The sequence below is a fragment of the Pseudomonas sp. RL_5y_Pfl2_73 genome (genome assembly GCF_963970515.1).
Lineage (GTDB): Bacteria > Pseudomonadota > Gammaproteobacteria > Pseudomonadales > Pseudomonadaceae > Aquipseudomonas.
In genome coordinates, this window is sequence record NZ_CAXAPD010000017.1 from 1 (window position 1) to 26557 (window position 26557).

Sequence of the window (26557 nt, forward strand, 5' to 3'; positions counted from 1 at the left end):
GCAAACCTATCGCGAGACTCCACTTCAATCGTAGCCAAAAATATCTTGGGATTTTTGACAAAGACAAAGTCGAAACGCGCCACCCTATCAACTCACTCGACGAGATCTATGAGTTTTCAGCCTCGCTCAAAGAGACGATATCTTTTTACCAAGAAGCCTGAGCAAGGACTTCCCAGTCCTTTGCCTACAGGCCCAGGGACTGGGATTACGCTAATCTCCGGCCAATAGCTGGTATTGGTGACTGCCAGCTTTCGGCCGATTCTGTTGAAAAAGTAGCTCCCCTGGCTGGCCTCCGGCAAAATCTGCGCATTGGCCAGCAGGGAAGCACGCAGCATGATGGGACAGTTATCGAGTGGGCAGGAGCGGCTGTTTTACTCGTTCAACCTTGAAGATCACATTCCAGCCAATCATCTTCTGCGCAGCATTGATCGGTGTCTTGATCTGAGCGACCTGCGCCATTACCTCGCCGATTTCTATAGCCCGATTGGGCGTCCGTCGATTGATCCTGAACTGATGATCCGCATGCTGATCGTCGGCTACTGCTATGGCATCCGCTCCGAACGGAGGTTGTGCGAAGAGGCCCATTTGAACCTGGCGTATCGCTGGTTCTGCCGGTTGAGCCTTGAAGATGAAGTCCCCAACCACTCGACCTTTTCCAAAAATCGACACGGCCGTTTTCGGGACAGCGATCTCTTTCGCTGGCTGTTCAATGAAGTGCTGCGTCGTTGCATGGACGCAGGCTTGGTCAAAGGTGAAGGTTTTGCCGTGGACGCCAGCATCATCAAAGCGGATGCCAGCCGGCAGCGCGGTGTACCGGGCGATGAACAGGTCAACTGGAGCGATCCGGCCCTGAGCACCCGAGCCGTGCGTGAGTATCTTGAAGCACTCGATGAAGAGGCTCTGGCCGAAACGCTACCCATAAATATAAATGCCGTCCAGCAGAGGTTCCGACCGAGTGAGTGTCATGCAAACGTCCACCAGTAAATCTTGAAACTGAGGCTGTATCTCGACGTTGGACACGGAGAGGATATAACCGTCTGCGTCGATGCCACGAGGATGGAGTTGCTCCATGAAGCCTTCCGTGAGCTGTGTTCCGAGATAGCAGAACTAATAGTGTGAACGGCTAGCCCCCCCTTACCGACAACACAAACAACCGCTGACCACCGGCTTATCGGGGTCGTTTTCGAGAAATGTGACCACGACTTCCATGCCCGTCCGGGGCGGCCCAATCTCACAACGCCAATCGGAGGCCGCCTTTAGCCAACAACGACTCTTGTCGTCAAATCTATCTTCGCGGTCCCAGGGGAACTTGACCTTGATCCGCCCGAAGCGCCGATCACTCTGGCTCCCCTCGTCTTCTAGAGCGACGACTACAGCGCTCTGGAGGCTTGGCACCAGAGGTTTCTTGTGAGCCAACGGCGGACGATAGGAAACATCCCACGGAAGAACGATAAAGCGGTTGCGGTAACCCTGATGAAAGCCATCTTCGCTCCCAGTGTGGTCACTGGCGACGTTCTCACCCCATTCCTGTGGTTGCCGGCCTTCGTGGATGACCTGGGTCAGTAGCCATAGGGTGTTCCAATCTTGGCGCGGATGGCCTGAGATTTCCAGCACATGCCCGCTGACTAACCGAGTCTGGTCACTTTGCCCCTCAGCTTGTCGATAGGCCGCATGGCGGCGCTCCATAGTACGAAGACGTATCTGTTTGCCGTGCTCATGACCGGTCAAACGCTCCGGCCTGTCATCTTTTTCAATGTCCAGCTGTTGCTCGGAATTATTGCGGTGCGAGATACGACTGGTGAGCTGTCCCAAACGCAAGTTGATGCGTTTGATCAGTGGCTCGTTGGCCACCCTATCGCGCTCATGCTTATAAGCGGTGGGTTGCCCAACCCGAGGGAAAGCCGACTGATCATCGCCAAACACCAGCACGTGGCCTTGAGCACTGTGCTGAAAGTGAAAGTGGATACCCTCTTCTTCGCACAAGCGCTGAATAAAGTGCAAATCCGTTTCGTCATACTGGGTGCAGTAGTCACGCTCGGGATAGGTCGCCTCTAGATGAAACCGATAGGCGTCGCCCAGAATACCGTGCTCTTCCAGTACCAAGGCAACGATTCTCGGCACCGAGAACTGTTGATAGATCCGATGGTTGATGCGGTGGCGCAAGTAGGACAGGTGCGGTACGAGGGCCAGCGTCAAACGCTGACCGTTGCTGCTTTGAGCGATGTGGTAGACCCGCCCATGAATGCCGTTGCCCTTCGAGTCGAAGGTCAGAAAAGCCTCTACGTCGAAGAGGCTGTCGAGATCCAGGTCAGGCTGCTCGCTAACAAACTCCACGCTAAAGAAATAAGGCCTGCTGATAGCCTCCTTCCCAGTGAATGCGAGCACTTGAAAAGCTTGCTCAAAACCGTCGATTGTCAAACTGAAGTGCGTTTGATTGGTTGGATTGAACATCCGCTGTTCTCTTTTTACATAGTCGGCGCAATGAACCGAAAAACTCCAGGTAATGCTGGACTGATGAATAAACAGGTATAACCCACCCGCCCAGCGCCCCTGTATATTGGTGTTTGCGTCTTACTTTCCAGACAGACAGCTCAAGTCAGATCACACACCACTCTTCACTTTGGTCCAGATCCGCGTGCGGATCCGCTCCAACTTCAATGGCAGTGGTTCAAGTGGAATAAGTGTTGCGACAGTTTTTTTGTCTGGATAAATCCAAGGGTTGTCTCGCAGCTTCTGCTCGACGAACTCAGCAGCATCCTTATTGGCGTTAGGGTATAGCGTGTGGTTTGAGGTCTTGGCAATAACTTCTGGTCGCATCATATAATTAATGAACGCCAGGCCTTCTTTGGGGTGGGGAGCATCTTTTAGCAGGACCAAATTCTCCGACCAGGCCAGCGCTCCTTCGCGAGGAAGGCTGTAGGCAATCTTGCGTCCAGTATTGGCCTTCTCGTTGATGGCCTGTGCGGCAAGGGCACCATTAGCCCATCCGACAACTGCACAAATATTGCCGTCAGCCAGGTCAGCGTCGATTCTGGAGGAGTCGAAATAGAGGACATAAGGGCGGATTTTCAACAGCAAGGCTTGGGCTTTCTGGTAATCATCCGGGTTCTTGCTGTTGCTAGGGAGGCCAAGGTAGTTCAAAGCAATCGAAATGATCTCACTTGGAGAGTCAAGCATTGCCACACCACACGACTGGAGCTTACTGATGTTTTCTTCTTTGAAGATCAGGTCCCAGCTATTCACCGGAGCACTATCACCCAGCGCACCCCTGACTTTGTCAACGTCATAACCAATGCCGGTAGTGCCCCATAGATAGGGCACAGCGTAGCGATTACCAGGGTCATTGACCGCGAGCTGGGACAAGAGATCAGGATCGATGTGTGAAAAGTTACTCAGTTGACTACGATCCAACGGCTGAAGGACTCCCGCCTGGATCAGGCTGGGCAACACATTGGAGGTCGCCACAACCACGTCATACCCGGTGCGCCCAGCCATGACTTTGCTCTGCATGATTTCGGCGCTGTCGAACGCGTCCATATGCACGCTCGTACCAGTTTCCTGCTCGAACTCCTTTGGCGTCTCCGGTGCGAGCAACCCGAACCAGTTATACAGATACATCTCGGGCTCTGCAGCCGCCACTGATGTGCTTATCCCTGCACAGAGAAGCGAGGCGGAAAAAATGGTTCGCAAATGTGACTTTCTCATGCAACATCCTTGTCAAGACGATATGCCCTCATGGCCATCGTAAACCTAGCAGTTAATATACCGGGTGTTACCGGATAGTAAATACCCACGAATACTTACCTTTGACCTGTCATTCCCTAACCCTAAAGGGGTAGAAAATGCCGTTTGACCTGCACAGCCTGGCTTGGCATCGATCGATTGGGAAGCTGATCATGCAGCTCAATCGTCCAGATTTCTGGAGTTCACTTGTTCGCACATTGAATGAATATGTACAGATCGACAATTGGGTTGTATTGATTTTCAGCAACCAACACGTTCAGGTCGTTAGCCTTCCTGAGATCGCAGACGCGGAAGAAGTCGACGCATTCATTCATCGCTACGTGAAGGGTCTTTACTTGCTGGATCCGTTCTATATAGCTAATCGGGAAAATCCACAGAGTGGTTTCTTTCACCTATTGGATATTGCACCGGAATACTTTCTTGAAACCGAGTATTACCATCAGTACTTTGCACAGTACATCTCCAAGGATGAGGCGCAGTACAATGTCCAACTCGACCCCGACAGAACGTTATGCATGTCCATCGGCAGCAAAATCCACTTTAGCCAAGAACAAATAACCATGCTCGACATTATCAAACCGTGGGTGACTGCATTGATGCATCAGCGCATGGGTTTTGAAACTGACGTAGAAAAACACCTGATTGAGCCGCCTCTGTGGCCAGAAACGGTCAATCAGCTTGGCACGCAAATAACAGCACGCGAGAGTGACGTACTCCGTTTATTACTCAGCGGCTTCTCCAATAAAGAAATAGCCGGAAAGCTGTCCCTCTCGGCGGAGACCATAAAAGTTCACCGCCGCAACATCTACGCAAAATTAAATATCAAGTCGCAATCAGAGCTATTTGCTCGATTTTTCATGCCCCGGCAGAATATTCCCGCTACGCATTGATGTCAGGGCATCAGGCTGATTGGCGCGCTCATGCGCCTGCAAGCATCCAGTTCAGATTCTGCACCGCCGCGCCAGCAGCACCCTTCCCAAGATTGTCAAACACCGCAGCCAGCAAAACCTGCCCCGTCTCATCATTCTCAAACACCGACAACCGCAAATCGTCAGTTCCGTTAAGCGTTTGAGGATCAAGGGAGGTCAACGCTTTAGATTCCTGCATCGACATCACCTGTACATGGCGCGCATCGGCGTAGTGCTGCATCAAACACGCATGCAACTGACCCGCGTTCACGCCTGGTGCCAACAATCGGGTTTGCAAGGGTATGGTCAGCACGATCCCCTGCCGGAAAGCGCCATAGGCCGGCACAAATATCGGCCGCTCCGTCAGCCCGCTTTGCTGCTGAATCTCCGGAATATGCTTGTGTGCCAGCCCCAGCCCATAGACCTGAAACGCCGAGGCCTGTGCTGCGCCTGCTCCTTCATGCTCTTGCACGCCGACGCGCCCTTTTCCGGAATAACCCGACACGGCATGAATGCTCAGCGGGTAATCCTTGGGCACTAATCCGGCCTCCAGCAACGGGCGCAGCAACCCGATCGCCCCCGTTGGATAGCAACCGGGATTGCTGACCCGTCGCGCAGCGGCGATGCGTTGGACCTGTTGCCGACTCATCTCTGCGAAGCCATAGGTCCAGTCTGGATGGGTGCGGTGCGCCGAACTCGCATCGATCACCCGAACGGCGGCGTTTTCGATGGTCGCTACAGCGTCGCGTGCGGCTTGGTCGGGCAAGCAGAGAATGGCGATGTCGCAGTGGTTGATGGCTTCGGCGCGACGTTGCGGATCCTTGCGATGTTCGGGGCTGAGTGTGAAAAGCCGCAGATCGCTGCGCTCGCGCAGACGTTGATGGATTTGCAACCCGGTGGTGCCTTGGTCGCCATCGATGAATACAAGGGGACTTGCCATGGAATGCTCTCGGACATTGGAAATCAGGAGCCCAATCTTCAGCGACGCTCTAAGATAGTAAAAGTTGAATTTACAAACGATGAAATTCAGTTTTTCTGAACAAGGAATCGCTCATGCGCGAAATCAGCCTCGACCGTCTGCGCACGCTGGTCGCGATTGCCGACCTGGGATCCTTTGCCGAAGCGGCCCGTGTGCTGCACCTTGCACCACCCACCGTCAGTCTGCATATCGCCGACCTGGAGTCGCGCGTGGGCGGCAAGCTGTTGTCGCGCACGCGCGGGCGCGTTCAGCCTTCAGCGATAGGGAACACGCTGGTGGAACGCGCACGGCGCCTATTGGCAGACGCAGAGCAGGCGCTCGAGGACGTGGAGCGTCAGGTTCAAGGATTGGCCGGGCGCGTGCGACTGGGCGCCTCCACAGGGGCCATCGCACAGTTGTTGCCGCATGCGTTGGAGACGTTGAGCCAACGCCACCCCGCGATCGATGTACAAGTCGCGGTGCTCACGTCGCAGGAAACCCTCAAGAAACTTGCCGAGGGCGCTTTGGAGGTTGGTTTGGTTGCGCTGCCGCAGTCCCCGGTGAAGGGCTTGCGGATCGAGCCGTGGCGACGGGACCCAGTCATGGCCTTCCTGCCGGCTCGCTGGGAGTGCCCACAGGTTGTGACCCCCGACTGGCTGTCCGCTCAACCATTGATTTTGAATGACAGCACCACGCGCCTTTCGCGCTTGACTGCGCAGTGGTTCACCAGTGATGGCCGGCAGCCTGAGCCGCGCATTCATCTGAACTACAACGACGCGATCAAGAGCCTGGTGGCGGCAGGATATGGTGCGACGTTGTTGCCCCATGAGGCGGCCACGCCATTGCTTGATAACAGAATCGTCATGCGGCCTTTGAAGCCCTTATTGTGGCGTCAACTGGGGATTGCCCACCGCAGTCGGGACATCGAACGGCCTACGCAACATGTGCTGGATGTGTTGTGGGAGTTGAGTGCGCAGTGACTTTGTCAAAGGAGAACCCGGCATGCCGACAGTGGACATGAGGTATTCTGCGCGGCGTTAAACACGATCCAGGCCTGCGGTGTGCAACCGATGGTCACGCCCCCTTGATCGATCTGATGGCGCGCACCAGGAGGTCTGCATGTTGATTGGACATCGATTCGAGCGCACCGCCCAGAATGACCTGCTCCTTCTAATGGGTGTTTTCCTGGCACTATTGGAAACTCACGTCATCGCCTTGGTACCCGCTCTGTTTACCGGGCGGCTGCGCGTCGGCGCCTTTCGAACGGGCACGACCACCCTCTATTGGGCCGAGCAACCGCTCACCTTTTCATTCAACCTGCTGGTGGGCATGGCCGAGGTGTTGATCATCCGATTCATCGCCTGGGGCTGCCTGCGCACGGCGATCCAAGGCCGGATGAATTCCAATCCCTGAGAGCGGTCAATTCGACCACAGCGCCACATAAGCCTCAAAGCAGCCGTTAAATGGCAGAATGATCGTTTCGGAGACCCCCATGCTTCGCGTATTTGAACAAAGACTCGACCCCTTCCCACCCGACGAGGTACCGCCGCCACCCGAAGGCCTGGCTCGGTTTCTGTGGGCGTGCACACGGGGGGCCCGCGGTTACATCCTTACGTTTGCGCTGCTCAGCGCCGGTGTGTCGATCTACGAAGCCTGGCTGTTTTCCTTCCTCGGCCAAGTCGTGGATCTGCTCTCGACCTGGCAGGCCGGCGGTGAGGCGGCGGCGCAGGAGCGTCGCGTGCTGTGGGGCATGGGCATCGTCATGGTGGCCAGTATTGGGCTGGTGGCGTTGCGCACCATGGTGCAGCACCAGATATTGGCGATCAATCTGCCGTTGCGGCTGCGTTGGGACTTCCACCGCCTGATGCTGCGGCAAAGCCTGTCGTTTTTTTCCGATGAGTTCTCCGGCCGAGTCACCACCAAGGTGATGCAGACGGCGCTGGCCGTGCGCGACGTGCTGTTCACCCTGATCGAGATCGCACCCGGGATCGGCGTGTATTTCATCGCGATCATCGCATTGGCCGGTGGCTTCGCCCTGAAACTGATGCTGCCTTTCCTGGCCTGGATCGTGTTGTTCGGGCTGGCCATGCTCTATTTCGTGCCCCGCCTGGGGAAAGTCGGACAGGAACAAGCCCATGCGCGCTCCTCGATGACCGGACGTATCTCGGACGCTTACACCAACATCACGACCGTGAAACTGTTTTCCCACTCCAATCGTGAAGCGCACTTCGCGCGCGCGGCCATGGAGGACTTCAAGCAGACCGGCTTTCGCCAGATGCGCCTGGTCAGCCAGTTCGAGATCGTCAACCAAGCGTTGGTGGTGGGGTTGATCATGGCAGCAGGCGGTTATGCGCTTTGGCTGTGGCACCAGGGCGAAGTCGGCGCCGGTGCCGTGGCGGCGATCACCGCGATGGCGTTGCGTATCAACGGCATGTCGCATTGGATCATGTGGCAAATGACCTCGCTTTTCGAAAGCATCGGCACCGTGCAGGATGGCATGGCAACCCTGACCCACGGCCCCAAGGTGCAGGATGCGCCGGACGCCGGGGGGCTAGTGACCTCTGGCGGAGCGGTCACCTTCGACAATGTGAGCTTCAACTACAACGGGGAACGCCAGGTGCTCGATGGCTTGAACCTGAACATTCGCCCGGGCGAGAAAATCGGCCTGGTAGGTCGCTCCGGCGCGGGTAAATCCACGCTCATCAACTTGCTGCTGCGTTTCTATGATGTCGACAGCGGGCAGATTCGCATTGACGGACAAGACATTGCCCACGTGACGCAGGACAGCCTGCGCAGCGCCATCGGCATGGTCACCCAGGATACGTCCCTGCTGCACCGTTCCATTCGCGACAACATCGCCTACGGCCGCCCCGATGCAAGCGACACACAAATCCGCCGTGCCGCGGCCAATGCCCAGGCTGACGAGTTCATCAGCCAACTGAGCGACCGCCAAGGTCACAGCGGCTACGACACCTTGGTGGGCGAGCGCGGCATCAAGCTGTCGGGCGGCCAGCGCCAGCGCATCGCGATTGCTCGGGTGATGCTCAAGAACGCCCCGATCCTGCTCCTTGACGAGGCGACCAGCGCGCTGGATTCGGAAGTCGAAGTGGCCATCCAGGAAAGCCTCGATGACATGATGGAGGGCAAGACCGTCATCGCCATCGCCCATCGGCTGTCCACGATTGCGGCGATGGATCGACTGATTGTCATGGATGATGGACGCATCATCGAACAGGGTACCCACGCCGAATTGCTCGCCAAGAACGGTATCTATGCGCGGCTGTGGCACCATCAGAGTGGCGGGTTCCTGGGTGAAGACCGGTGTGAGACCGAGGTTATGGATCAGGTGTGAGCGTCCTTCGGCCCTGGGCAGACAACAGCCGCTTACTTTACCCATCACATCGCCCAATGCTGAGAGGCGCGCGAGACTAGGTTTGAGGCAAGGTCGCCGCCCGTCTTGATGAGTGGGGCACGCCCTGTGCCCCTTGCAGGCTCTTGCCCAGCGTCAGGCCCCCGAGCGAATGCGCTCGACCAGACGCGCCTGGAGTGCTTCCAGTTCCTCGGGATCCGCCTTGCCCCTGCCATGCACACCGGGCGCCTCACCTTCCCAACGAGGGATGATGTGCATGTGAATGTGATAGACCGTTTGCCCGGCCACAGCACCATTGAACTGCGCGACTTGAACCCCGTCCGGCTGCAATTCGTCCACGATGATGCGCGTCAGGCGCTGTACAGCAGACGTCATTGCGCCCAGGACAGCGGGCTCGACCTCAAGGATATTTCGCGCCTGGGAGGCTTTGGGGATGACCAGGACATGGCCGCGCGATTGAGGGAAAAGATCGAGGAAGGCCAACACATCGGCGTCTTCGTAAATCTTGTAGCACGGCGCATCGCCGCGAAGGATCAGCGCAAAAATGTTTTGCGGATCGTACTGACCGTGGAGACTCATGATCACTCCTTGAATGGGTTTAGAGAGGTTGGTGGGCTGCCGGTAAGAGATTTAGCACAGTCAGCGCCCTACTTGAAGCCAAGGGCTGGGCTTGCTCGAGATGGCGGCGGGTCAGTTAGCATCGGGGCTGAATGTCAAGCCGCTTTCACCAGCCCCCAGCAGCGTAACGGCAATCAGCAAGTAGCGCTTATCAGTGCCGAGAAAACTTGGCGACACCAACGCCCCATGGGTATCGACGCCGTAGGCAATCCCGGCGTCGATGCCCATGGCCGAGCCCAGAGACATGGAATCGCTCATGTGGCCGACCTGCAATGGGAACACCGCCGCTGACGAATGGCAGGCGGTTTAACCCGCAACGGTGGCAAGCGGTAGCCAGACCCGAACCTCAAACCCCTCCTGCCGGTCCTTTGCTGGAGACAACAGTTCGATTCGCCCATTGACCCCCTGCACAATCGTCTTGACGATCGCCAACCCCAATCCCGACCCACTGGTTTCGCTCTGACCGCGCACGAAACGTTCGGTCAGCCGCTGCAGGACGGCCACCGGCACCACCGCTCCGGCATTGATCACCCGCAGCAGCGCCTGGTCCGTGAGGGTAACTTCGATGGGTTGATCCATCGCACCGTACTTCAATGCATTCTCGATCAGATTGCGCAACAGGATGCCGAAGGCGTCCGGGTCGACGGTCGAATACACATGGGCCTGGGCAGGAAGTAGCAGCGCGATCTGACGGGTGCTGTTGTGGCGCCACTCATCCACCACATGAGCCAACAAGGGAACCAGGTCCTGGGGCGTTTGCGCGAGCAGTCCACCCCCTTCAGCCTTGGCCAATTGCATGAGTTTTTCCGATAACCGGGCCAATTCGCGCAAAGCGCTTTCGATCGTTTTCGCACGCAACCGCAACGGACCTTCAGGGGCCTCCTGGTACAGCCGCTGGACTTGCGCCAATGTCGCCGCCAAGGGTGTACGCAGCTCATGTGCGCTATTGGCGGTGAAGCTGCGCTCGGCCTCCAGGGCTTTGCGCAAGCGTTCCAGCAGGCGGTTGACCGCGTCCGCCAAGGGGGCGATTTCCGCCGGCAGCCGCGACACCTTGATCGGCGACAGGTCGCCCACCCCACGGGCCTCTACCGCGTAACGACAAACCAGCACGCTGCCCAGGCTCATGCGCACCAATAGCCAGGTCCCCAACAGGCTGATAGGGATCAGCGCCAATAATGGCCACAACAAGGCAAACAAGGCCTGCCGTGCGGCCCCGCGGCGATGGCGCAGTGGCTCGGCGACTTCGATGAATACCGTCCCACGCAGCGCACTGGCGCCATACAGACGGTACTTTCCAGTCCTGGAGAAACCTTCAATCGGATGCTTGCTGAATACCTTCGGGTTGGCATCGTGGGACTGCATCAGGACCCGGCCCCCAGCATCGCGCACCAGATAGCTCAAGTACTCCTTGTGCATCTTCAGGGTGGCAACCTGTTGCGCCTCGCCCGGGTTTTCTCGGTTGCTGATTTCCAGCACGGCCAAGGGCAGGATGCGTTGGGCCGTTTCCTCCAGTGCGCTATCAAAAACCTCGTTCAACTCATGTCGTACCCCACGCCAGGTGCCGACCGTCGCCACCAGCCAGAGCAACGTCATGCCCAGCGTCAGTCCCAGGCCCAGACGCTTTTGCAGACTGAAGGTCGTCTTCATGCCGACACCATCCGATAACCCATGCCCCGCACGGTCTCGATCAGGTCGCGCCCCAGTTTCTTTCGCAATCGACTGATATAGACCTCGATCGTATTGCTCTCGATTTCGGCGCCGAAGGCGTACAGCCGATCTTCGAGTTGTGCCTTGGACAGCAGCGCGCCGGGACGCTGGATGAACGCCTCCAACAGTGCCCATTCCCGCGCAGTGAGGTCCACGGCCACGCCGGCCCGATGCAACGTACGAGCCGTCATGTCGACGTGCAGTTCACCGAGCCTGATCTGGGGATTGGGGTTGCCGCTGTAACGACGGGCCACCGCAGCCACACGGGCCGACAGTTCAAACAGGTCGAAGGGTTTAACCAGGTAATCGTCGGCGCCGGCATTAAGACCGGCGATTCGATCAGATATCTGGTCCTGGGCCGTCAAGATAATCACCGCAGTCACGTCACCTGCGCTGCGCCGCTGACGCAGGAAGTCCAGCCCTCGACCGTCCGGCAACATCAAGTCAAGCAGGATCAGGTCATAAGCGGTGGTACTCACACTGCTGCGTGCATGGGCAAGGCTCTGCACCCAATCAACGGCATGGCCGTCATCGGCGATCTGCTCGCGCACCGCATCTCCCAACCTTGGCGAGTCCTCAACCAATAAAACCCGCATCGGGCAGCTCCTGTAGTCGTGGTGGTACCGCACCTTAGCGGCCTTACCTGACGTGAATCTGAAGATTCAGCTGGTTGTCAGGAATGCACCGTAGGGTATGCCTACAACGAAGCCCCGGCAGGAGACAGATCATGAAATCAGGTTTTATCGCCAGCACTGCGCTGATAAGTGTGCTTGCCAACGGTTACGCCTTGGCCGATGACGACTGCGGCGAACCGGTCAACGACTGGCAACCCCGGGAAACCCTGCGCCTGCAGGTGGAGCAGCGGTACGGCTGGACAGTGCAGCGCATCAAAGTCGACGACGGCTGTTACAAGCTCAAGGGCTTGGACCGCCAGGGCAATGTCATCGAAGCCCGCTACGCACCGGCATCGCTGCACCTGCGCAAGCTCGAGATCTACTTCCGGGACGATGAGGATGCCACCGCCTACCTCACCCCAGCACCCGCACCCGCACCGTGACATTTCGACGCGTTGGCCCTGCCGTTCAGGTTGCTGTCAGCAAGCAGGTCCAGGCTCTCGCCCCAACGATCAAAAGGACAACCCCATGAAAAAAATCATCGCTGCAACCTGCCTCGCCGGCGCCATCATCCTGCCGGGGCTGGCTCAAGCCCGTGAAGTAACCCTCACAACCCAGCTCAAGCGCTACAGCGGCAACGATGCGTACCTGGCGATCTACGTCACCGACGCCAGCGGCAAATACCAGAAAACCCTCTGGGTGGCCGGCAAAAAGGCCAAGTACTACAAGCACCTGACCGACTGGGCCCGTGGAAGCAAGATGAGCCCGAGCGAGTACGACGGCGTCAGCGGCGCCAGCGTTGGCAGCGGCGACACACTCAACGTCAGCGTCGAGCTGGCAGACACCCTGATCGATGCCGGGTATCAGATCCGTATCGATAGCGCCGTCGAGGATAAGCGTGATGCCCGGGCCGACGTCAGCGTGCCACTGACCAGCGAAGGCGCAGGTAAGCCGGCGGCCGGTAATACCTACGTCGAATCCTTTACCTACGATCTGTAGCACCTGCCATTTGCGGAGGCCGAACATGCTTCGCCAGCTCCACGCCCTACCCGGTTTGATCGCCGCCCTTTTGGTCATGCTATTGGCCGTCAGCGGCGCGATATTGTCGCTCGATCCGGCCCTTGAACGGCTGAACAACACGTCCACTGCGGTCGGGCAGGTCAATGTCGCCCAGTTGGCGGGACGCGTCGCCGAGCACTTTCCAGCGGTGGAGCAGATCCAGCGTACGGCCTCCGGTACGGTTATCGTCTACTACAACCGTGACGGCGAGGTCGGCGCCGACGAGGTCGACCCGTTGACCGGTCAAGGCCTGGCACCGTACGAGCCCGGCACGTTCTTACGCTGGATGAAAGACCTGCATCGCTCGCTGTTCCTGGGTTCGCCGGGCCATGGGGTCGCGGGGGCCGGCGCGCTGGTCATGCTGATGCTCTTGGTGTCCGGGGCACTGTTGCTGGTCCGGCGCGTCGGCGGCTGGCGCAACCTGCTGCGTCCACTGCGGGGCAACTTCAGCCAGCGTTGGCATGCTGAACTCGGGCGGCTGGCGTTATGGGGGCTGCTGTTGTCGGCCTTGAGCGGGCTCTATCTGTGCGCCGTGACGTTCGACTTCATCGCCGACGGCAGCCAGGTCGAGCCCGCGTTCCCCGACCGCGTCAGTTCCGCCCCGGCCTTGCCGGTGGCGAACCTGCACGCGTTGGCGTCAATCGATCTGAATGACCTGCGCGAACTCGTCTACCCCAGTCCCAATAACCCGCAAGACGTGTTTTCCCTGCGCACGGCCCAGGGCGACGGTTATGTGGACCCGGCCAGCGGCACCCTGCTGTCGTATCAAGCCCATGACGGAATGCACACCGTCTACGAATGGATCTATCGATTGCACACCGGTGAAGGACTGTGGTGGCTCGGCCTGCTGCTCGGCCTTAGTGCACTCTGCGTACCAGTGATGAGCATCACCGGTATCCTGATGTGGTGGCGTCGCCACAAAGCCGCGCCGAACATCCGTCATGACAGCACCGCGCAATCCGCCGACGCTGTGATCCTGGTAGGCAGCGAAACCAACAGCACCTGGGGCTTTGCCAACACCTTGCATGAAGCCTTGCATCAAGCCGGCCACCGCGTTCACAGCGCGGCAATGAATCAATACGCCAACGCCTGCATCAACGCGCAGCGGGTGTTCATCCTCACCGCAACCCACGGTGACGGCAACGCCCCGGCCTCGGCTTCGCAGTTCCTGGCCCAACTGGCCAGCACCGGCCTGAAACCCGGCCAGGCGTTTGCCGTGCTGGGCTTTGGTGACCGACAGTTTGCCCAGTTCTGTCAGTTTGCTCACCAGGTGCAGGACGCCTTATTGCAGGCCGGTGGCACGCCGTTGATCGGACTGGACACCATCAACCGCCAATCCTCCCAGGAGTTTGCTCGCTGGGGCCACGCCGTGGGTGAGGTGCTGGGGCATGACTTGACGCTGATCCACACCGCACAGCCGCCACGCACCCAACAACTGATCCTGGTCGAGCGCATTGTCTATGGTGAACAGGTTGGCGCGCCCACTCACGTGCTGCGGTTCAAAGCCTCAGGGACATTACCGGCCTTTGAAGCCGGTGATCTGGTCGGCATCCTGCCCCCTGGCACCCCCCTCCCTCGGTTCTACTCGCTGGCCAGCAGCTCACAGGACGGCGTGCTGGAGATCTGCGTACGCAAACACAAAGGAGGCCTGTGCTCGTCATTCCTTCACAGCTTGGAGCTCGCAGCGCCCATCGACGCCTTCATCCAACCGAACCCACAATTTCGCCCCGCGTCGGGTGCGCACCCAGTGATCCTGATCGGCGCCGGTACCGGCATCGGGCCGCTGGCCGGTTTTATCCGGAACAACAAGGCCCACCACCCCATGCACTTGTATTGGGGCGGACGTAACCCGGACTCGGACTTTCTCTACGAAGCCGAGCTCAACCATTACCTGGCTGACCGTCGCTTGACGGCATTGCACGCGGCTTTTTCCCAGGTCATGGACCGTTCCTACGTGCAAGACCGGCTGATCAGCGACGCCCTGATGTTGCGACGGCTGATCGAAAAAGGCGCCCAGGTACTGGTTTGCGGCGGTCGCGAGATGGCCAAGGGCGTGATGCTGGCACTGGATGAAGTGCTGGCCCCTCTCAACCTGAATGTGCTGACCCTCAAGGCACAGGGGCGCTACCGTGAAGATGTCTACTGAATGGCGACGCTACAGTCTGAATGGCGAGACCATGGGCACGCGCTACACCGCCCTGTTCCATGCGCAAGCCGAACCGGATATCCACGCAATCAGCCACGCCCTGGCATGTGCCGTGGCCCGGGTGGACCAGCAAATGTCGACCTGGAAACCCGACTCGGACCTCAATCGCCTCAACAACGCACCTTTGCAAGAATGGATCGCCGTGCCCGAGGCACTGACCACGGTATTGTCTGCGGCGCTGCGCGTCAGCCGCCAATCGGACGGCGCCTTCGACATCGCCGTTGGTGATCTGGTGGACGCCTGGGGCTTCGGTCCCGGCGAGCGGTCCATCATCGAACTGGCGCCTGCGCCTGCGCCTGCGCCAACTCGACGCTCGACCCGTGCAGCGCTGGTCGTTGATTCACAACGCAACCAGGTGCGCAAACAGGCACCGCTTAACCTCAACTTGAACGGCATTGCCAAAGGTTTTGGTGTCGATGAGCTGGCCCGCTGCCTGGACAGGTTTGGCATCACACGCTACCTGGTAGGCATCGACGGCGAGATGCGCGCCCGCGGCAGCAAACCGGATGGGCAGCCTTGGGTCGTGGCCATGGAAAAACCTCGTCGGGGCGTGCGTGAGGTCATGGGTGTGATGGAACTCAGCGACGCCGCCATCGCCACCTCCGGGGATTATCGACACAGGGTCGACGTCAGTGGGCAATCCTTCGCCCACACAATGAACCCGGTCACCGGCGCCCCTCTGTGCAACGCACTCGCGGCCGTCACGGTGGTGTCGACCTCATGCATGCTCGCCGACGCCTGGGCCACAGCGCTGATGGTACTGGGCGAAACCCAAGGCCTGCGCCTGGCACAAGAACGCGGGATGGACGCATTGTTCGTCGTGCGCGACGGTTTTCAGCTCAAGGAAATATCCATAGTCGGCGGACGGTTGCAGGCTCAGGTCCAAACGCGCTGACGCCAAGTCTCAAGTGTTGGGGATCTACAATCGCTCCGGCAGTGAAACAAGGCCCAGCGCCGTACCTGAACGCAATTAACAACGTTTAACTCGCACGCTCGCGCCCCACGCCCAAGAATGAAGCCCTCTGCCCAGACCAGTTTCCTCAAGCGGGAAGCTGCCCGCCCACCATGCGGTGCGCCGGACATTTCCCACCTGGCTGCGCCTAGTGCCGCCCCTTCGCCCGCCCAATTTCACATGGAAATGAAGCATGTTGCCTGCACCACACCACTCAACCGTCGCCCTGAAGCCGCTCTGGCTGCTTACCCTGCTCAGCGGCAGCGCCGCGCCGGCAATGGCAGCTGAATTCGCACAACGCGCGCCTGGTTTTCTCGACGGGGCGACGCTGCAAGTCCTCAACCGCAACGTCTACCTCAACAATGACTATCGCACCCCGACCCCGGCAGGCAAAAGCTACAAACAGGAATGGGCCCTGGGCTTCATCGCCTCGTTCGAGTCCGGCTTCACCCCCGGCACGATCGGCGTAGGCATCGATGCCCACGCGTTCCTGGGAGTGAAACTGGACGGCGGCAAGGGGCATTCCGGAACGGGATTATTGCCGCTGGATGAGAACGGGCGAAGCGAGGACCATTACTCCAGCGCCGGCGGCGCGCTGAAATTCAACACCTCACGCACCACCCTGGCGGTCGGCGAAATGACGGTGCAGAGCCCGGTATTCGATACCGCAGACAAGCGCCTGCAACCCGAATACGCCAGCGGCCTGCTGCTTTCCAGCCGTGAGTTCGAAGGGGTCGACCTGCAAGCGGGTCACTTCAATGCGTTCAAGAATCAGGACGCTTCGACCAGCAAGGGTGATTTTTCCGGGTATGGGGCGACGACGCGCCACGGCGCCATCGACTTCATCGGCGCCGACCTGCTCACTGGCCAAGCCCTGGGCGGCGCGCTCTACGCCTCCGAACTGAGCGATACCTGGCGCCAGTACTATGCCAACCTGCATACCACCCTTGGCGAACTGTTCCTCGACGGCAACCTGTATCACACCCGCGACGATGGCAAAGCCATTGCCGGGGCCATCGACACCACCGCCTATAGCCTGAGCGGCAAGTACCGGCTCAATGCCCAGGCGTTCACCCTGGCCTATCAGAAAACCAACGGCGACACGCCCTTCGATTTCGTCGGCGGCGACTCCATCTACCTGGCCAACTCGATCAAATATGCCGACTTCAACGGCCCCGGTGAGCGTTCGTGGCAAGCGCGCTACGACCTTGACCTGGGCACCTTGGGCATCCCCGGCCTGAGTTTCATGGCCCGCTATGTGACTGGACGCGGGGTCGACGGCAGCCATGCCCCTCAAGGCGGTGCCTACAACCCATTCGATAGCGACACCGGCACTTACAGTCCGCAACAAGGCGCTGGCGGACGCCATTGGGAGCGCGACCTGGACCTGCACTACATCGTGCAGTCAGGCCCGGCCAAGGACCTGTCGTTGCAACTGTCCCATGTCACCCATCGCGCCAACAACAGCCAGGGCGGCGATGACATCGACCGGCTGTATATCGTCGTCCAGTACCCACTCAAGCTGGGGCCGTTCTGAGCCTGCCACAATTGATACCCAATACTTTATCCGTTATGGCGGCTTCACCGGTTTAACCGCGACAGACCGAAGCCGGCCTGACTATCACTTCCCAGTTCACCTTCAAGCCAATCAAGCCAGTCAAGCAGCGCGCCGACCTCAACCCGACCTTCCCCGCCCGGCCGGCTGAACACCGATACCGCATCAGGCAAAGGGACGCTTTCTACGCAAGGTCTCACCCACGCACCGCTCTCAAGCAGCCTTGGGCGGTGCGCCGCCACCCCCAACGCGATGCCATGTCCCGACCGCCGCCTGGCGCATCAAGGGATAGCTATCGAACACCGAGCCCTTGGGAGCGTCGAGGACTTGACAGCCCCTTCATTGCCCAAACGTTGTCGCGATCCGCGCCTGGCAACCTTGTACAAAACAGGTACAAACCGATACTAAGCAGGCTACAATGACATCACCACGACATCACCATGACATCGGCCATAACGGCGCATACTCCGCCTATCCTCAAGCAAGCGCCACTCCGGGAACGCTGAAAACAAAGCCAAGGACGTCCTGAGTAAAAGGGACACCGCGACTCCGAAAGAGCAAAGGCCATGTCGAACGATAAAGAAACCGAAAAACATTACATAAATAGCACTATCGAACCCTGTCGCTCTCGTTCCGAGTCCCCCTATTGGAACGGTCAACCCCCTCATCAAGACACCTCGCACGCCTCCCATTCCCTGGCCCCTCAGGCAAATGATGGAAATTGCCCCTCGATCAATAAGGCTGCTATTGCCAGTATCCAGGTGAGTTCTACGACGCTGAATGAAGAGCTGATCACGGCAAGGGAACTCTGTCGCCAATCGAAGTCGGCAGTCGTGGCGATGTTCAGTGATGCACGAATGGGGCGTGCCATTTCCATCGACCAAGCGGATAAGCTCGTCGACGATATAGCCCGTTCAATCATGCGTCACCCAAGTGCTTTCATCAGTCTGGCCCGACTAAAAACGGCGACTGAATATACGTATATGCATTCAGTCGCCGTCAGCGCCCTGATGATTGCCGTGGCTCAGCAACTGGATTTTCCTGAAGAGCTTATTCATCAAGCTGGACTTGCGGGTTTATTGCATGACATTGGCAAGATGGCCATTCCCGGCATCATTATTAACAAGCCGGGAAAACTGACCGATGATGAATTCGCGGTCATTCGTCAACACCCGCAGCTAGGCGCGCAAATATTGCGAACCTCGGCACCGCTGTGCGAAGCGGTGATTGACGTGTGCCTGCATCATCACGAAAAAATGGACGGGTCTGGCTATCCAGATCGGTTGATCGGTGAGCAGATCAGCCTCTTCTCCCGCATGGCGGCCATTTGCGATGTCTATGACGCAGTCACATCGGAGCGCCCCTACAACGAAGCCTGGTCCCCCGCCATTGCCATTCAAAAAATGTCGGGATGGAATCGACATTTCGATAAAACGGTATTCCAGGCCTTTGTGAAGTCAGTCGGTATTTATCCGGTTGGCTCCATTGTTCGCCTCAGCGGCGGCGCTATCGGCGTGGTCACCGAGCAGAACCCGTGTTCGTTATTGAGCCCAAAAGTAAATACCTTCTTCTCCACCTCTTTAAACGCCTACGTCACCCCCTCGATCATCGACTTGAGTGAACCGACCTCAAGCGAAAAGATCATTGAACGAATCACGGCAAAACAATACGGCTTCAAAAATACAGAAACATTGTGGAGCGGACGTCCCGCATAAAGCTGACACCTGGCGAAATAACCCAATTGCGGTCCCAGCTCAACGACGAATCGACCGAGGGCATGCCTTTAGTCGAAAAAAAACAAGCGCGACAGGATAGCTCTTCTATGCTTGGTCCACCCAAAGGAGCTCATCCGCGTGCCCAAGCCCGAAGCCCAACTTCTACATGTGCACTCCCTCAAGGCTGCTTGCTCCAACTGCAGCGTGCTTGAACTGTGCCTGCCCATTGGCCTGACGGGCGGTGAAGTGGAGCGCCTGGACACGCTGATCGCCCAGCGGGTGAAGGTCAAGAAAGGCGCAGCGCTGTATCGCACCGGCGATCCACTGCGCTCGTTGTATGCGGTGCGATTGGGTTTCTTCAAGACCAGCGTCCTTTCGGTAGACGGTCGCGAACAGGTCACCGGTTTCCAGATGCAAGGCGAAATGCTTGGCCTGGACGCGATCAGTACCGATCACTACGCCTGTAATGCCATTGCCCTGGAAGACAGCGAAGTCTGCCCGCTGCCTTTCAACCTCCTGGAAAAACTGGCCCACGACTTACCGTCGTTGCAGCACAACCTGAACAAACTCCTGAGCCAGGAAATCGTGCGCGATCACAGCATGCTGTTGATGCTCGGCAACATGAACGCCGACGAACGCCTGGCGGCGTTTCTATTGAACCTATCCCAGCGGCTTAACATGCGCGGTTATTCCCCCAGGGAATTCGTGCTGCGCATGAGTCGCGAAGCCATCGGCTCCTACCTGGGCCTGCGCCTGGAAACCATCTGCCGGGGCATCGCCCACCTGCGCCAGGAAGAACTGGTCGACATGCATGGGCGCAATGTCACCATTCTGAATTTGCCCGGTCTCAAGCAAAAAGTCGCCGGTTGCCATCGTCATGCGGAGCTGTGATGCCTGCTTCGCATGACATCTGATCCACATCAATGCCACTCAACGCCTCCAAGCCGAAATTAAGACTCAGCGTTCCAACCCTTCGTGAGCAAACCCGCTCCCACACCGGACCGTGGCGGGCACTAATCCGGCGACTGCAGAAAATTCCCTGTGGGAGCGGGCTTGCTCGCGAAGGCGGTCCACTCAGAGTTCGACGCTATCGCGGTACTCCGGCACCGACCAACCCAACTCGTCGCCAATGCGATGGCGCAAGACATCGGACGCATTGGGCTCCCCATGCACGACATAGGATCGGTACGTCCTTGCCATGGATGCGCACCGCAGGCTCGCCCGCCACAATCCTCACACCTCACACCTCACACCTCGCCCCTCGCGTACCGCCAGCCTGAAAACCGGGCATCAGCAAGGTATTGATCGGGTCGGGTGCCAGGCTCTTGAGGTGGTGCAGCACTCGCCCGCCGGTGGCCATGCCACTGGCGGCGATGATCACCGCCGGGGTGCGTTGCAGGTCCAGGGCCATGGCGTCCTTGACCGAGCGCACCGGATGGGCGATGTGGCACATGCCTTCGCACTCCTCCTTGGAGAGGCGATGCTCGTCGCCAAAGCGCTGGTACAACCGAGTGACGTCGATGGCCATGGGGCTGTTGAGGTAGATCGGGATATCCGGGATCGCCCAGCGTTGTTTCAGGCGATACAAGTGGTACGAGTCAATACGACGCCGAGGAATGTCATGCGCATGGCGATGCGTCTGGATGATCGATAGTCAGTCTATTGGTCACATTGCTTGCCCGGGTTGCCGTTGATCTTTGTCAACAGCCCAGCGGTCAGGTCCGCTTCATCACACCGCCAGAACACTGCACGACACCTGGTAGAGGATGTGTTCGGTCGTGCTGCCCAATAGCCCATGCAGATCATTGTGCTGGAATCGCCCCATGACGATCACGTCCACTTCTTGCTCCAGGGCAAATTCACTCAGGGCCGAGACCGGATGGCCCAGTAGAAAGTGCCTGCGCTCGGCCGGCACGCCGAACAGGTGCGCCAGTTCCAGGAAGGTTTTTTCCAGGCTCATGCGCAGTTCCTTGCTGAGCTGCGACAGCGACAGGCCGCCACCGCCGGCATCCCCCAGATAGACTGACGACACCTCATAGGCGTAAACCAGATGCAGCTCGGCGTCGCACTGCAAGGCCAGCCCCATTGCCTGGCGGATGATCCGGTCATTCAGCCCGCTGTTCTGGGCAAATGCACTGGAAGGATCCACCGCCGCGACCACTTTGCGCGGCAGCGCATGACCGGTGGCCCCCACCAGGTACATCGGAACAGGACAGTTGCGCAGCAGTTGCCAGTCCAGCGGTGTGAAGAAAGCCCGCTTGAGCATGGGCTCGTGTTGCACCTGCTTGATCAGCAAATCGGGCTGGATCTGCGTGACGTGTTGCAGGATCTGCTTGCCCAGTTTCTGGGCCCATTCCACCTCAGTGGTGACCCGCAGGCCGCGGCGACGCATCTTGTCCGCCTCATCCTCCAACCAATGGCGATGGTCCTGGAGATAGTTCTGCCGCGCCTCCTCACGAGGCTCCTCTTCGAGCAGCGAAAGAATGTCCAGCGAAGGAATCAAGGCCGTGACATGCAAGTGCGCCCCGCTGGCTCCCGCCAGGGCCGCGGCGTGATGCAGGGCAGGCGAATGGCGTTGCGCCGGGTTGAGGATCAGCAGCAGGCGTTGATATTGGCTCATGATGGGTCTCCAAAGTCGGGCTCGAGCGCCACGGCGCAGCGTCGATGCCATGAGGCATGGTTGGCCGTCATTGCGGCGTCGGTGTCCAGCGCCAGTTCAAGACATCGGGCATGTCCTGTCCATGCTCGATGAGGTACAGCTGGTGCTTTTCCATGGTTGCCCAGTAGCGATCCCTGGCGCTGTCCACCAGCGGCTGCAACCGCGGCACGCGCTCGATGACATCGAGCGCCAACTGGTAGCGATCCAGATGGTTGATGACCGCCATGTCGAACGGCGTAGTGGTGGCGCCCTCCTCCATGAAACCGCGGACATGGAAGTTATCGTGGTTGTGACGCTTGTAGACCAGCCGGTGGATCAGCGACGGATAGCCGTGGAAGGCGAAAATCACGGGTTTGTCCACGGTAAACAACCCATCGAACTCGACGTCCGGCAACCCGTGGGCATGCTGCTGCGGCGGTTGCAGGGCCAACAGGTCGACGACATTCACCACCCGCACGCGCAGGTCGGGCACGTATTCACGCAGCAGCGTGACAGCGGCCAGGGTTTCCAACGTCGGCACGTCACCGGCACAGGCCATCACTACGTCCGGGTCATCGTCGTTGTTGCAGGCAAAGGCCCAGCGACCGACCCCGATCGAGCAGTGCCGAACGGCCGAATCGATGTCCAGCCACTGCCATTCCGGTTGCTTGCCGGCCACAATCACATTGATGTAATCGCGGCTCTTGAGGCAGTGATCAGCAACGGACAACAGGCAATTGGCGTCTGCTGGCAGGTAGATGCGCACCACGTCAGCGCTCTTGTTTGCCACCAGGTCGAGGAACCCCGGGTCCTGGTGGGAAAAGCCATTGTGGTCCTGACGCCAGACATGGGACGTGAGCAGGTAATTGAGCGAAGCAATCGACGCGCGCCACGGGATCTGGGCGGCGGTCTTGAGCCATTTGGCGTGCTGATTGAACATCGAATCGACGATATGGATGAACGCCTCGTAGCAGGAAAACAGCCCATGACGACCGGTCAGCAAATACCCCTCCAGCCAGCCTTCACACACTTGCTCGCTGAGGATTTCCATCACTCGGCCATCGCACGCCAGGTTCGTGTCGCCCGTCTCCAGCGCCGCCATCCAGGTTTTGCCAGTGACCTCGTACACCGCTTCAAGGCGATTGGAGGCAGTTTCGTCGGGGCCGAACAGACGGAAATTGCCTGCCCGCAGGTTCTGCTTCATCACATCGCGCACAAAACCGCCCAACACCCGGGTGGCCTCTGCCTGCACGCTACCGGGCGCGCACAATTGCACGGCGTAATCGGTGAAACGAGGCAGTTCCAGGGGGTTGAGGAGCAAGCCACCATTGGCATGGGGATTAGCACCCAAGCGCCTATGTCCCGTCGGCGCCAACGCGGCAATGTCCGGCAGCAACGCACCATGGTCGTCGAACAGTTCCTGCGGTCGATAGCTCTGGAGCCATTGTTCCAGCTGCGTCAAATGCATGGGCAGTTCGAAGTGGCTCAGCGGCACCTGGTGGGCGCGCCAGGTGCCTTCGACCTGCTGGCCATCGACGAATTTCGGACCGGTCCAGCCCTTGGGCGTGCGCAACACCAACATCGGCCAGAGCTGACGTTCCAGGGTACGTCCCGACGAGTCCGTGCGGGCCATGCGCTGGATTTCACGAATTTTGAGCAACATGCCGTCCAGGGTCCTGGCCAACTGCTGGTGCACCGTTTGCGGGTCGTCGCCTTCGACAAAATATGGATCGTAGCCGTAGCCATACATCAGGGCCGACAGCTCGTCTTCACTGATGCGCGAAAGCAGCGTGGGGTTGGCGATCTTGAAACCGTTGAGATGAAGAATGGGCAGCACGGCGCCGTCACGCCTGGGGTTGAGAAACTTGTTCGAGTGCCAGCTCGCCGCCAACGTGCCGGTTTCAGCCTCACCGTCACCGATAACGCAGGCCACGATCAGGTCCGGGTTGTCGAACGCTGCCCCATAGGCATGGGCCAGGGAATAACCCAGCTCCCCACCTTCGTGGATAGAGCCGGGAATTTGCGCCGAGACATGGCTGGATAAGCCATAAGGCCAGGAGAATTGCCGGAACAGGCGCAACATGCCGTTTTCATTCTGTTCCACCGAGGGATAACACTGGGTGAAGCTGCCCTCCAGGTAGCTCTGGGCAACGATGGCCGGGCCGCCATGACCGGGGCCGGTGATCAGGATCATGTTCAGGTCATGGGTCTTGATCAGGTGATTGAGGTGCACGTACATCAGATTCAGCCCCGGCGTCGTACCCCAGTGGCCCAGCAAGCGCGGCTTGACGTGATCGCGTTGCAGCGGTGTGTGCAGCAAGGGGTTGTCCTTGAGGTAGATCTGTCCCACGGCCAGGTAATTGGACGCGCGCCAATAGGCGTCAATACCTTCCAGTTGGTCGGGGCTGAGAAAATCGCTCATTACGTCCTCCGCAAAAAAACAGGGTTGCCATGTTTGATTCTGGAACGCAGGAATAAGCGTGACTTGATTTACATCAGAACCAGGGACGCTAAGGTCATACAAGGTGCTTGCTTGACGCCCTGACACCGCGCACTGGCATGGCGGGCGCCCGTTCACACAGGAGAATGCTCATGCGCGCCATGGTCCTGCACACGATCGGCCAGCCCTTGCAACTGGAGGAACGTCCCCAACCGACGCCTGCCGCCGGGCAAATGCTGATCAAGGTGCAAGCCTGCGGTGTGTGCCGCACCGACTTGCATCTGTTCGACGGTGAACTGCCCCAGGCCCGGTTGCCTCGGGTACCGGGCCACGAGATCGTCGGCGAGGTCAGCGCCGTTGGCGGGCAAGTAGCCTCGGACTGGATCGGCCGCCGGGTGGGTGTGCCCTGGCTGGGATGGACGTGCGGCGTGTGTGAGTTCTGCCGCTCGGGCCGGGAGAACCTTTGCGACCAGGCGCTGTTCACCGGCTGTCAGCTGGACGGCGGTTATGCCGATTACACCGTCGCCGATGCGCGATTCTGCTTCCCTCTCCCCGATACACTGGAGGCCGCCGAAGCCGCACCCTTGCTGTGTGCGGGGCTGATCGGTTTCCGGGCCTTGCAGATGGCGCAAAATGCCCCTCACTTGGGCCTTTATGGCTTCGGCGCCGCTGCGCACCTGGCGATCCAGGTCGCCGTGGGCCGGGGCCAGCAAGTCTATGCCTTCACCCGCCCCGGTGATGACAGCGGCCAGGACTATGCCCGTTCGCTGGGCGCGACCTGGGCCGGGGCATCGGATCAGGCACCGCCACACCTGCTGGACGCCAGCCTGATCTTCGCCCCCGTCGGCGAACTGGTGCCGCTGGCGTTGCAAGTTACCGCCAAAGGCGGTTGCGTGGTGTGCGCCGGCATTCACATGAGCGACATTCCCGCCTTCCCCTATCGTCTGTTGTGGCAGGAGCGCAGCGTGCGTTCAGTGGCCAATCTGACCCGTGCGGACGGCGTGGCGTTTTTCGAACAGATCCAGCGCACACCCGTGCATTGCAACGTGACCTGCTACCCATTGGTCCAAGCCAACCAAGCGCTGGAGCGTCTGAGGAGCGGACAGGTCAACGGGGCCATCGTACTCATCCCTTGACCGCCAGCACACTGCCCGGCAATGAGTACAAGGCACGTTCTGTCGTGCTGCCAATCAAACGCTCAAGACCGGCGCGGTGCGCAGTGCCCATCACCACGACGTCGGCCTCGAATTCGTCGATGAACTCGTGGATCACCGGCACCGGCAAGCCGACGATGAAGTGCCGACGCTCCGCTGGTACGCCACAGCGCCCGGCCAGGTTGATAAAGGCCGCATGCAGCGATTCGCGCAGGGCGTCGACAAAGTCGTCATCCCAGGCACCGACCAGCAACGAGGCGTCGCCATTGAAGGCAGGCGACAGGTCGCAGGCATACAGCAGATGCAACGAGGCGTCGCATTGCCGGGCCAGCGCGGTGGCCGTCTGGACGATGCGCTCGTTCAAGGCATCGGCCTCGGGGTCCGAGGGGTCCACCGCCGCCACGACCCGCCGCGGCAAGCCGTGCACCGCCTGGTTGACCAGGTGCACCGGCACCGGACAGTCGCGCAACAAGTGACAGTCAAGCGGTGTGGCGAACACACGCTTGAGCAGCGGCTCGAGCGTGACGTCCTTGATCAGCAGGTCAGGCTGGAACTGCTCGACATAGCGCAGGATGTCCAGCAACGGATGGAGCGTCCAGACCACGTGAGTGGTCACATCCAGGCCTTCCTCCTTAAGCAGCACAGCCTCCTCCACCATCCAGCGCCGATAGCGGTGCAAGTAGCGTTGCTCATTCGCTTCATCGGTTTTTTCACCCCATAAGTGGGTGCGGGCCGGTGGCTGGACGAACGCGCACAAGTGCAGAGCCGCGCCGCTGGCCCTGGCCAGGGCACAAGCCCTGCGCATCGCCGCGGAGGGGTGCAGATCAGGTTCGACGATCAATAGCAAACGCTGGTATTGCCCCATCGCACACCTCCATCGAGTCGATCATCTCAGGCCCGAAACCTCGCACCGGCCTTT

Annotated in this window: 20 protein-coding genes and 6 pseudogenes; 14 read left to right on the forward strand and 12 right to left on the reverse strand. The window is 59.3% G+C overall.

Features of this window, described 5'->3' with window-relative positions; all coding sequences use genetic code 11:
* Positions 1-161 (forward strand): annotated as a pseudogene (locus tag AACY42_RS17275) (restriction endonuclease); the annotation flags it as partial.
* A gap of 172 nt (positions 162-333) precedes the next feature.
* A pseudogene (locus tag AACY42_RS17280) lies at positions 334-951 on the forward strand (transposase); the annotation flags it as partial.
* On the opposite strand, the pseudogene AACY42_RS28695 reads toward AACY42_RS17280, so the two are convergent.
* From AACY42_RS28695 to AACY42_RS17290, 3 genes and pseudogenes are all read right to left on the reverse strand, one after another.
* Positions 916-1071 (reverse strand): annotated as a pseudogene (locus tag AACY42_RS28695) (nucleotidyltransferase domain-containing protein); the annotation flags it as partial. The pseudogenes AACY42_RS17280 and AACY42_RS28695 overlap by 36 nt on opposite strands.
* A 63-nt stretch (positions 1072-1134) precedes the next feature.
* A complete protein-coding gene (tssI, locus tag AACY42_RS17285; RefSeq protein ID WP_339481155.1) occupies positions 1135-2451 on the reverse strand; it encodes a type VI secretion system tip protein TssI/VgrG in 1317 nt (438 codons plus the stop codon).
* A 150-nt stretch (positions 2452-2601) separates the two neighbouring features.
* Positions 2602-3705 carry a polyamine ABC transporter substrate-binding protein gene (locus tag AACY42_RS17290; RefSeq protein ID WP_339481157.1) on the reverse strand — a complete coding sequence of 368 codons (1104 nt, stop codon included), beginning with the start codon at positions 3703-3705 and terminating at the stop codon, positions 2602-2604.
* Between the two features lie 137 nt (positions 3706-3842).
* On the opposite strand from AACY42_RS17290, the gene AACY42_RS17295 reads away from it, so the two are divergent.
* On the forward strand, positions 3843-4634 hold the full coding sequence (locus AACY42_RS17295; RefSeq protein ID WP_339481159.1) for a response regulator transcription factor: 792 nt from the start codon (positions 3843-3845) through the stop codon (positions 4632-4634).
* A 28-nt stretch (positions 4635-4662) separates the two neighbouring features.
* Here the strand turns inward: AACY42_RS17295 and argC are convergent, their stop codons facing one another.
* A complete protein-coding gene (gene argC / locus AACY42_RS17300; protein WP_339481160.1) occupies positions 4663-5592 on the reverse strand; it encodes an N-acetyl-gamma-glutamyl-phosphate reductase in 930 nt (309 codons plus the stop codon).
* Between the two features lie 113 nt (positions 5593-5705).
* Between argC and AACY42_RS17305 the strand changes: the two genes are divergently transcribed.
* The 3 genes and pseudogenes from AACY42_RS17305 to AACY42_RS17315 all read left to right on the forward strand — a co-directional run bounded on the left by AACY42_RS17305 (position 5706) and on the right by AACY42_RS17315 (position 8962).
* Complete coding sequence (locus AACY42_RS17305) at positions 5706-6590, forward strand: LysR family transcriptional regulator (protein ID WP_339481162.1); 885 nt, start codon at positions 5706-5708, stop codon at positions 6588-6590.
* Positions 6591-6756: 166 nt separating this feature from the next.
* A pseudogene (locus AACY42_RS17310) lies at positions 6757-7023 on the forward strand (hypothetical protein); the annotation flags it as partial.
* A gap of 79 nt (positions 7024-7102) precedes the next feature.
* Positions 7103-8962: an ABC transporter ATP-binding protein gene (locus AACY42_RS17315; RefSeq protein ID WP_339481163.1), complete on the forward strand. Its 1860-nt coding sequence runs from the start codon at positions 7103-7105 to the stop codon at positions 8960-8962.
* A 153-nt stretch (positions 8963-9115) separates the two neighbouring features.
* Here AACY42_RS17315 and AACY42_RS17320 read toward each other — a convergent pair whose 3' ends face one another.
* The 4 genes and pseudogenes from AACY42_RS17320 to AACY42_RS17335 all read right to left on the reverse strand — a co-directional run bounded on the left by AACY42_RS17320 (position 9116) and on the right by AACY42_RS17335 (position 11901).
* Positions 9116-9559 carry an HIT family protein gene (locus AACY42_RS17320; protein ID WP_339481164.1) on the reverse strand — a complete coding sequence of 148 codons (444 nt, stop codon included), beginning with the start codon at positions 9557-9559 and terminating at the stop codon, positions 9116-9118.
* A 111-nt stretch (positions 9560-9670) separates the two neighbouring features.
* Positions 9671-9886, reverse strand: a pseudogene (locus AACY42_RS17325) (hypothetical protein); the annotation flags it as partial.
* Positions 9887-9904: 18 nt separating this feature from the next.
* Positions 9905-11245 carry a sensor histidine kinase gene (locus AACY42_RS17330; protein ID WP_339481167.1) on the reverse strand — a complete coding sequence of 447 codons (1341 nt, stop codon included), beginning with the start codon at positions 11243-11245 and terminating at the stop codon, positions 9905-9907.
* Positions 11242-11901 (reverse strand): response regulator transcription factor, encoded by a 660-nt coding sequence (locus AACY42_RS17335; RefSeq protein WP_339481169.1) that lies wholly within the window; start codon positions 11899-11901, stop codon positions 11242-11244. Before AACY42_RS17335 ends, AACY42_RS17330 begins: the two co-directional genes overlap by 4 nt.
* A 131-nt stretch (positions 11902-12032) precedes the next feature.
* Here AACY42_RS17335 and AACY42_RS17340 point away from each other — a divergent pair, with 131 nt between their 5' ends.
* From AACY42_RS17340 to fnr, 7 genes are all read left to right on the forward strand, one after another.
* On the forward strand, positions 12033-12362 hold the full coding sequence (locus tag AACY42_RS17340) for a PepSY domain-containing protein (RefSeq protein WP_339481170.1): 330 nt from the start codon (positions 12033-12035) through the stop codon (positions 12360-12362).
* Positions 12363-12447: 85 nt separating this feature from the next.
* Entirely contained in the window at positions 12448-12918 is a 471-nt protein-coding gene (locus tag AACY42_RS17345; protein ID WP_339481171.1) for a DUF2271 domain-containing protein, read from the forward strand.
* A 25-nt stretch (positions 12919-12943) separates the two neighbouring features.
* Complete coding sequence (locus AACY42_RS17350; RefSeq protein WP_339481172.1) at positions 12944-15124, forward strand: PepSY domain-containing protein; 2181 nt, start codon at positions 12944-12946, stop codon at positions 15122-15124.
* Positions 15114-16079, forward strand: a complete 966-nt coding sequence (locus AACY42_RS17355; RefSeq protein ID WP_339481311.1) for an FAD:protein FMN transferase — start codon at positions 15114-15116, stop codon at positions 16077-16079. The genes AACY42_RS17350 and AACY42_RS17355 overlap by 11 nt, the downstream gene beginning before the upstream one ends.
* Positions 16080-16329: 250 nt before the next feature.
* A complete protein-coding gene (locus AACY42_RS17360) occupies positions 16330-17673 on the forward strand; it encodes an OprD family porin (RefSeq protein WP_339481173.1) in 1344 nt (447 codons plus the stop codon).
* Positions 17674-18257: 584 nt separating this feature from the next.
* Positions 18258-19406, forward strand: coding sequence for an HD-GYP domain-containing protein (locus AACY42_RS17370; protein ID WP_339481174.1), 1149 nt, complete (start codon positions 18258-18260; stop codon positions 19404-19406).
* Between the two features lie 138 nt (positions 19407-19544).
* A complete protein-coding gene (gene fnr / locus AACY42_RS17375) occupies positions 19545-20297 on the forward strand; it encodes a fumarate/nitrate reduction transcriptional regulator Fnr (protein ID WP_339481175.1) in 753 nt (250 codons plus the stop codon).
* Between the two features lie 183 nt (positions 20298-20480).
* On the opposite strand, the pseudogene AACY42_RS17380 reads toward fnr, so the two are convergent.
* From AACY42_RS17380 to AACY42_RS17390, 3 genes and pseudogenes are all read right to left on the reverse strand, one after another.
* Positions 20481-21024 (reverse strand): annotated as a pseudogene (locus tag AACY42_RS17380) (MBL fold metallo-hydrolase); the annotation flags it as partial.
* A gap of 111 nt (positions 21025-21135) precedes the next feature.
* A complete protein-coding gene (locus AACY42_RS17385; protein WP_339481177.1) occupies positions 21136-22026 on the reverse strand; it encodes a universal stress protein in 891 nt (296 codons plus the stop codon).
* Between the two features lie 67 nt (positions 22027-22093).
* Positions 22094-24466 (reverse strand): phosphoketolase family protein, encoded by a 2373-nt coding sequence (locus tag AACY42_RS17390; RefSeq protein ID WP_339481179.1) that lies wholly within the window; start codon positions 24464-24466, stop codon positions 22094-22096.
* Between the two features lie 170 nt (positions 24467-24636).
* On the opposite strand from AACY42_RS17390, the gene AACY42_RS17395 reads away from it, so the two are divergent.
* Positions 24637-25620 (forward strand): zinc-dependent alcohol dehydrogenase family protein, encoded by a 984-nt coding sequence (locus AACY42_RS17395; protein WP_339481181.1) that lies wholly within the window; start codon positions 24637-24639, stop codon positions 25618-25620.
* Here AACY42_RS17395 and AACY42_RS17400 read toward each other — a convergent pair.
* Positions 25610-26503: a universal stress protein gene (locus AACY42_RS17400; RefSeq protein WP_339481182.1), complete on the reverse strand. Its 894-nt coding sequence runs from the start codon at positions 26501-26503 to the stop codon at positions 25610-25612. The two genes, AACY42_RS17395 and AACY42_RS17400, sit on opposite strands and share 11 nt — an antisense overlap.
* Positions 26504-26557: the final 54 nt, after the last annotated feature.

Coding starts and splice junctions, on each gene's coding strand:
- argC (WP_339481160.1), bottom strand. CDS start 5,592: ATGGCAAGTCCCCTTGTATTCATCGATGGCGACCAAGGCACCACCGGG.
- AACY42_RS17340 (WP_339481170.1), top strand. CDS start 12,033: ATGAAATCAGGTTTTATCGCCAGCACTGCGCTGATAAGTGTGCTTGCC.
- AACY42_RS17305 (WP_339481162.1), top strand. CDS start 5,706: ATGCGCGAAATCAGCCTCGACCGTCTGCGCACGCTGGTCGCGATTGCC.
- AACY42_RS17320 (WP_339481164.1), bottom strand. CDS start 9,559: ATGAGTCTCCACGGTCAGTACGATCCGCAAAACATTTTTGCGCTGATC.
- AACY42_RS17335 (WP_339481169.1), bottom strand. CDS start 11,901: ATGCGGGTTTTATTGGTTGAGGACTCGCCAAGGTTGGGAGATGCGGTG.
- AACY42_RS17330 (WP_339481167.1), bottom strand. CDS start 11,245: ATGAAGACGACCTTCAGTCTGCAAAAGCGTCTGGGCCTGGGACTGACG.
- AACY42_RS17395 (WP_339481181.1), top strand. CDS start 24,637: ATGCGCGCCATGGTCCTGCACACGATCGGCCAGCCCTTGCAACTGGAG.
- AACY42_RS17355 (WP_339481311.1), top strand. CDS start 15,114: ATGTCTACTGAATGGCGACGCTACAGTCTGAATGGCGAGACCATGGGC.
- tssI (WP_339481155.1), bottom strand. CDS start 2,451: ATGTTCAATCCAACCAATCAAACGCACTTCAGTTTGACAATCGACGGT.
- AACY42_RS17390 (WP_339481179.1), bottom strand. CDS start 24,466: ATGAGCGATTTTCTCAGCCCCGACCAACTGGAAGGTATTGACGCCTAT.
- AACY42_RS17290 (WP_339481157.1), bottom strand. CDS start 3,705: ATGAGAAAGTCACATTTGCGAACCATTTTTTCCGCCTCGCTTCTCTGT.
- AACY42_RS17295 (WP_339481159.1), top strand. CDS start 3,843: ATGCCGTTTGACCTGCACAGCCTGGCTTGGCATCGATCGATTGGGAAG.
- AACY42_RS17360 (WP_339481173.1), top strand. CDS start 16,330: ATGTTGCCTGCACCACACCACTCAACCGTCGCCCTGAAGCCGCTCTGG.
- AACY42_RS17400 (WP_339481182.1), bottom strand. CDS start 26,503: ATGGGGCAATACCAGCGTTTGCTATTGATCGTCGAACCTGATCTGCAC.
- AACY42_RS17350 (WP_339481172.1), top strand. CDS start 12,944: ATGCTTCGCCAGCTCCACGCCCTACCCGGTTTGATCGCCGCCCTTTTG.
- AACY42_RS17385 (WP_339481177.1), bottom strand. CDS start 22,026: ATGAGCCAATATCAACGCCTGCTGCTGATCCTCAACCCGGCGCAACGC.
- AACY42_RS17370 (WP_339481174.1), top strand. CDS start 18,258: ATGTCGAACGATAAAGAAACCGAAAAACATTACATAAATAGCACTATC.
- AACY42_RS17315 (WP_339481163.1), top strand. CDS start 7,103: ATGCTTCGCGTATTTGAACAAAGACTCGACCCCTTCCCACCCGACGAG.
- AACY42_RS17345 (WP_339481171.1), top strand. CDS start 12,448: ATGAAAAAAATCATCGCTGCAACCTGCCTCGCCGGCGCCATCATCCTG.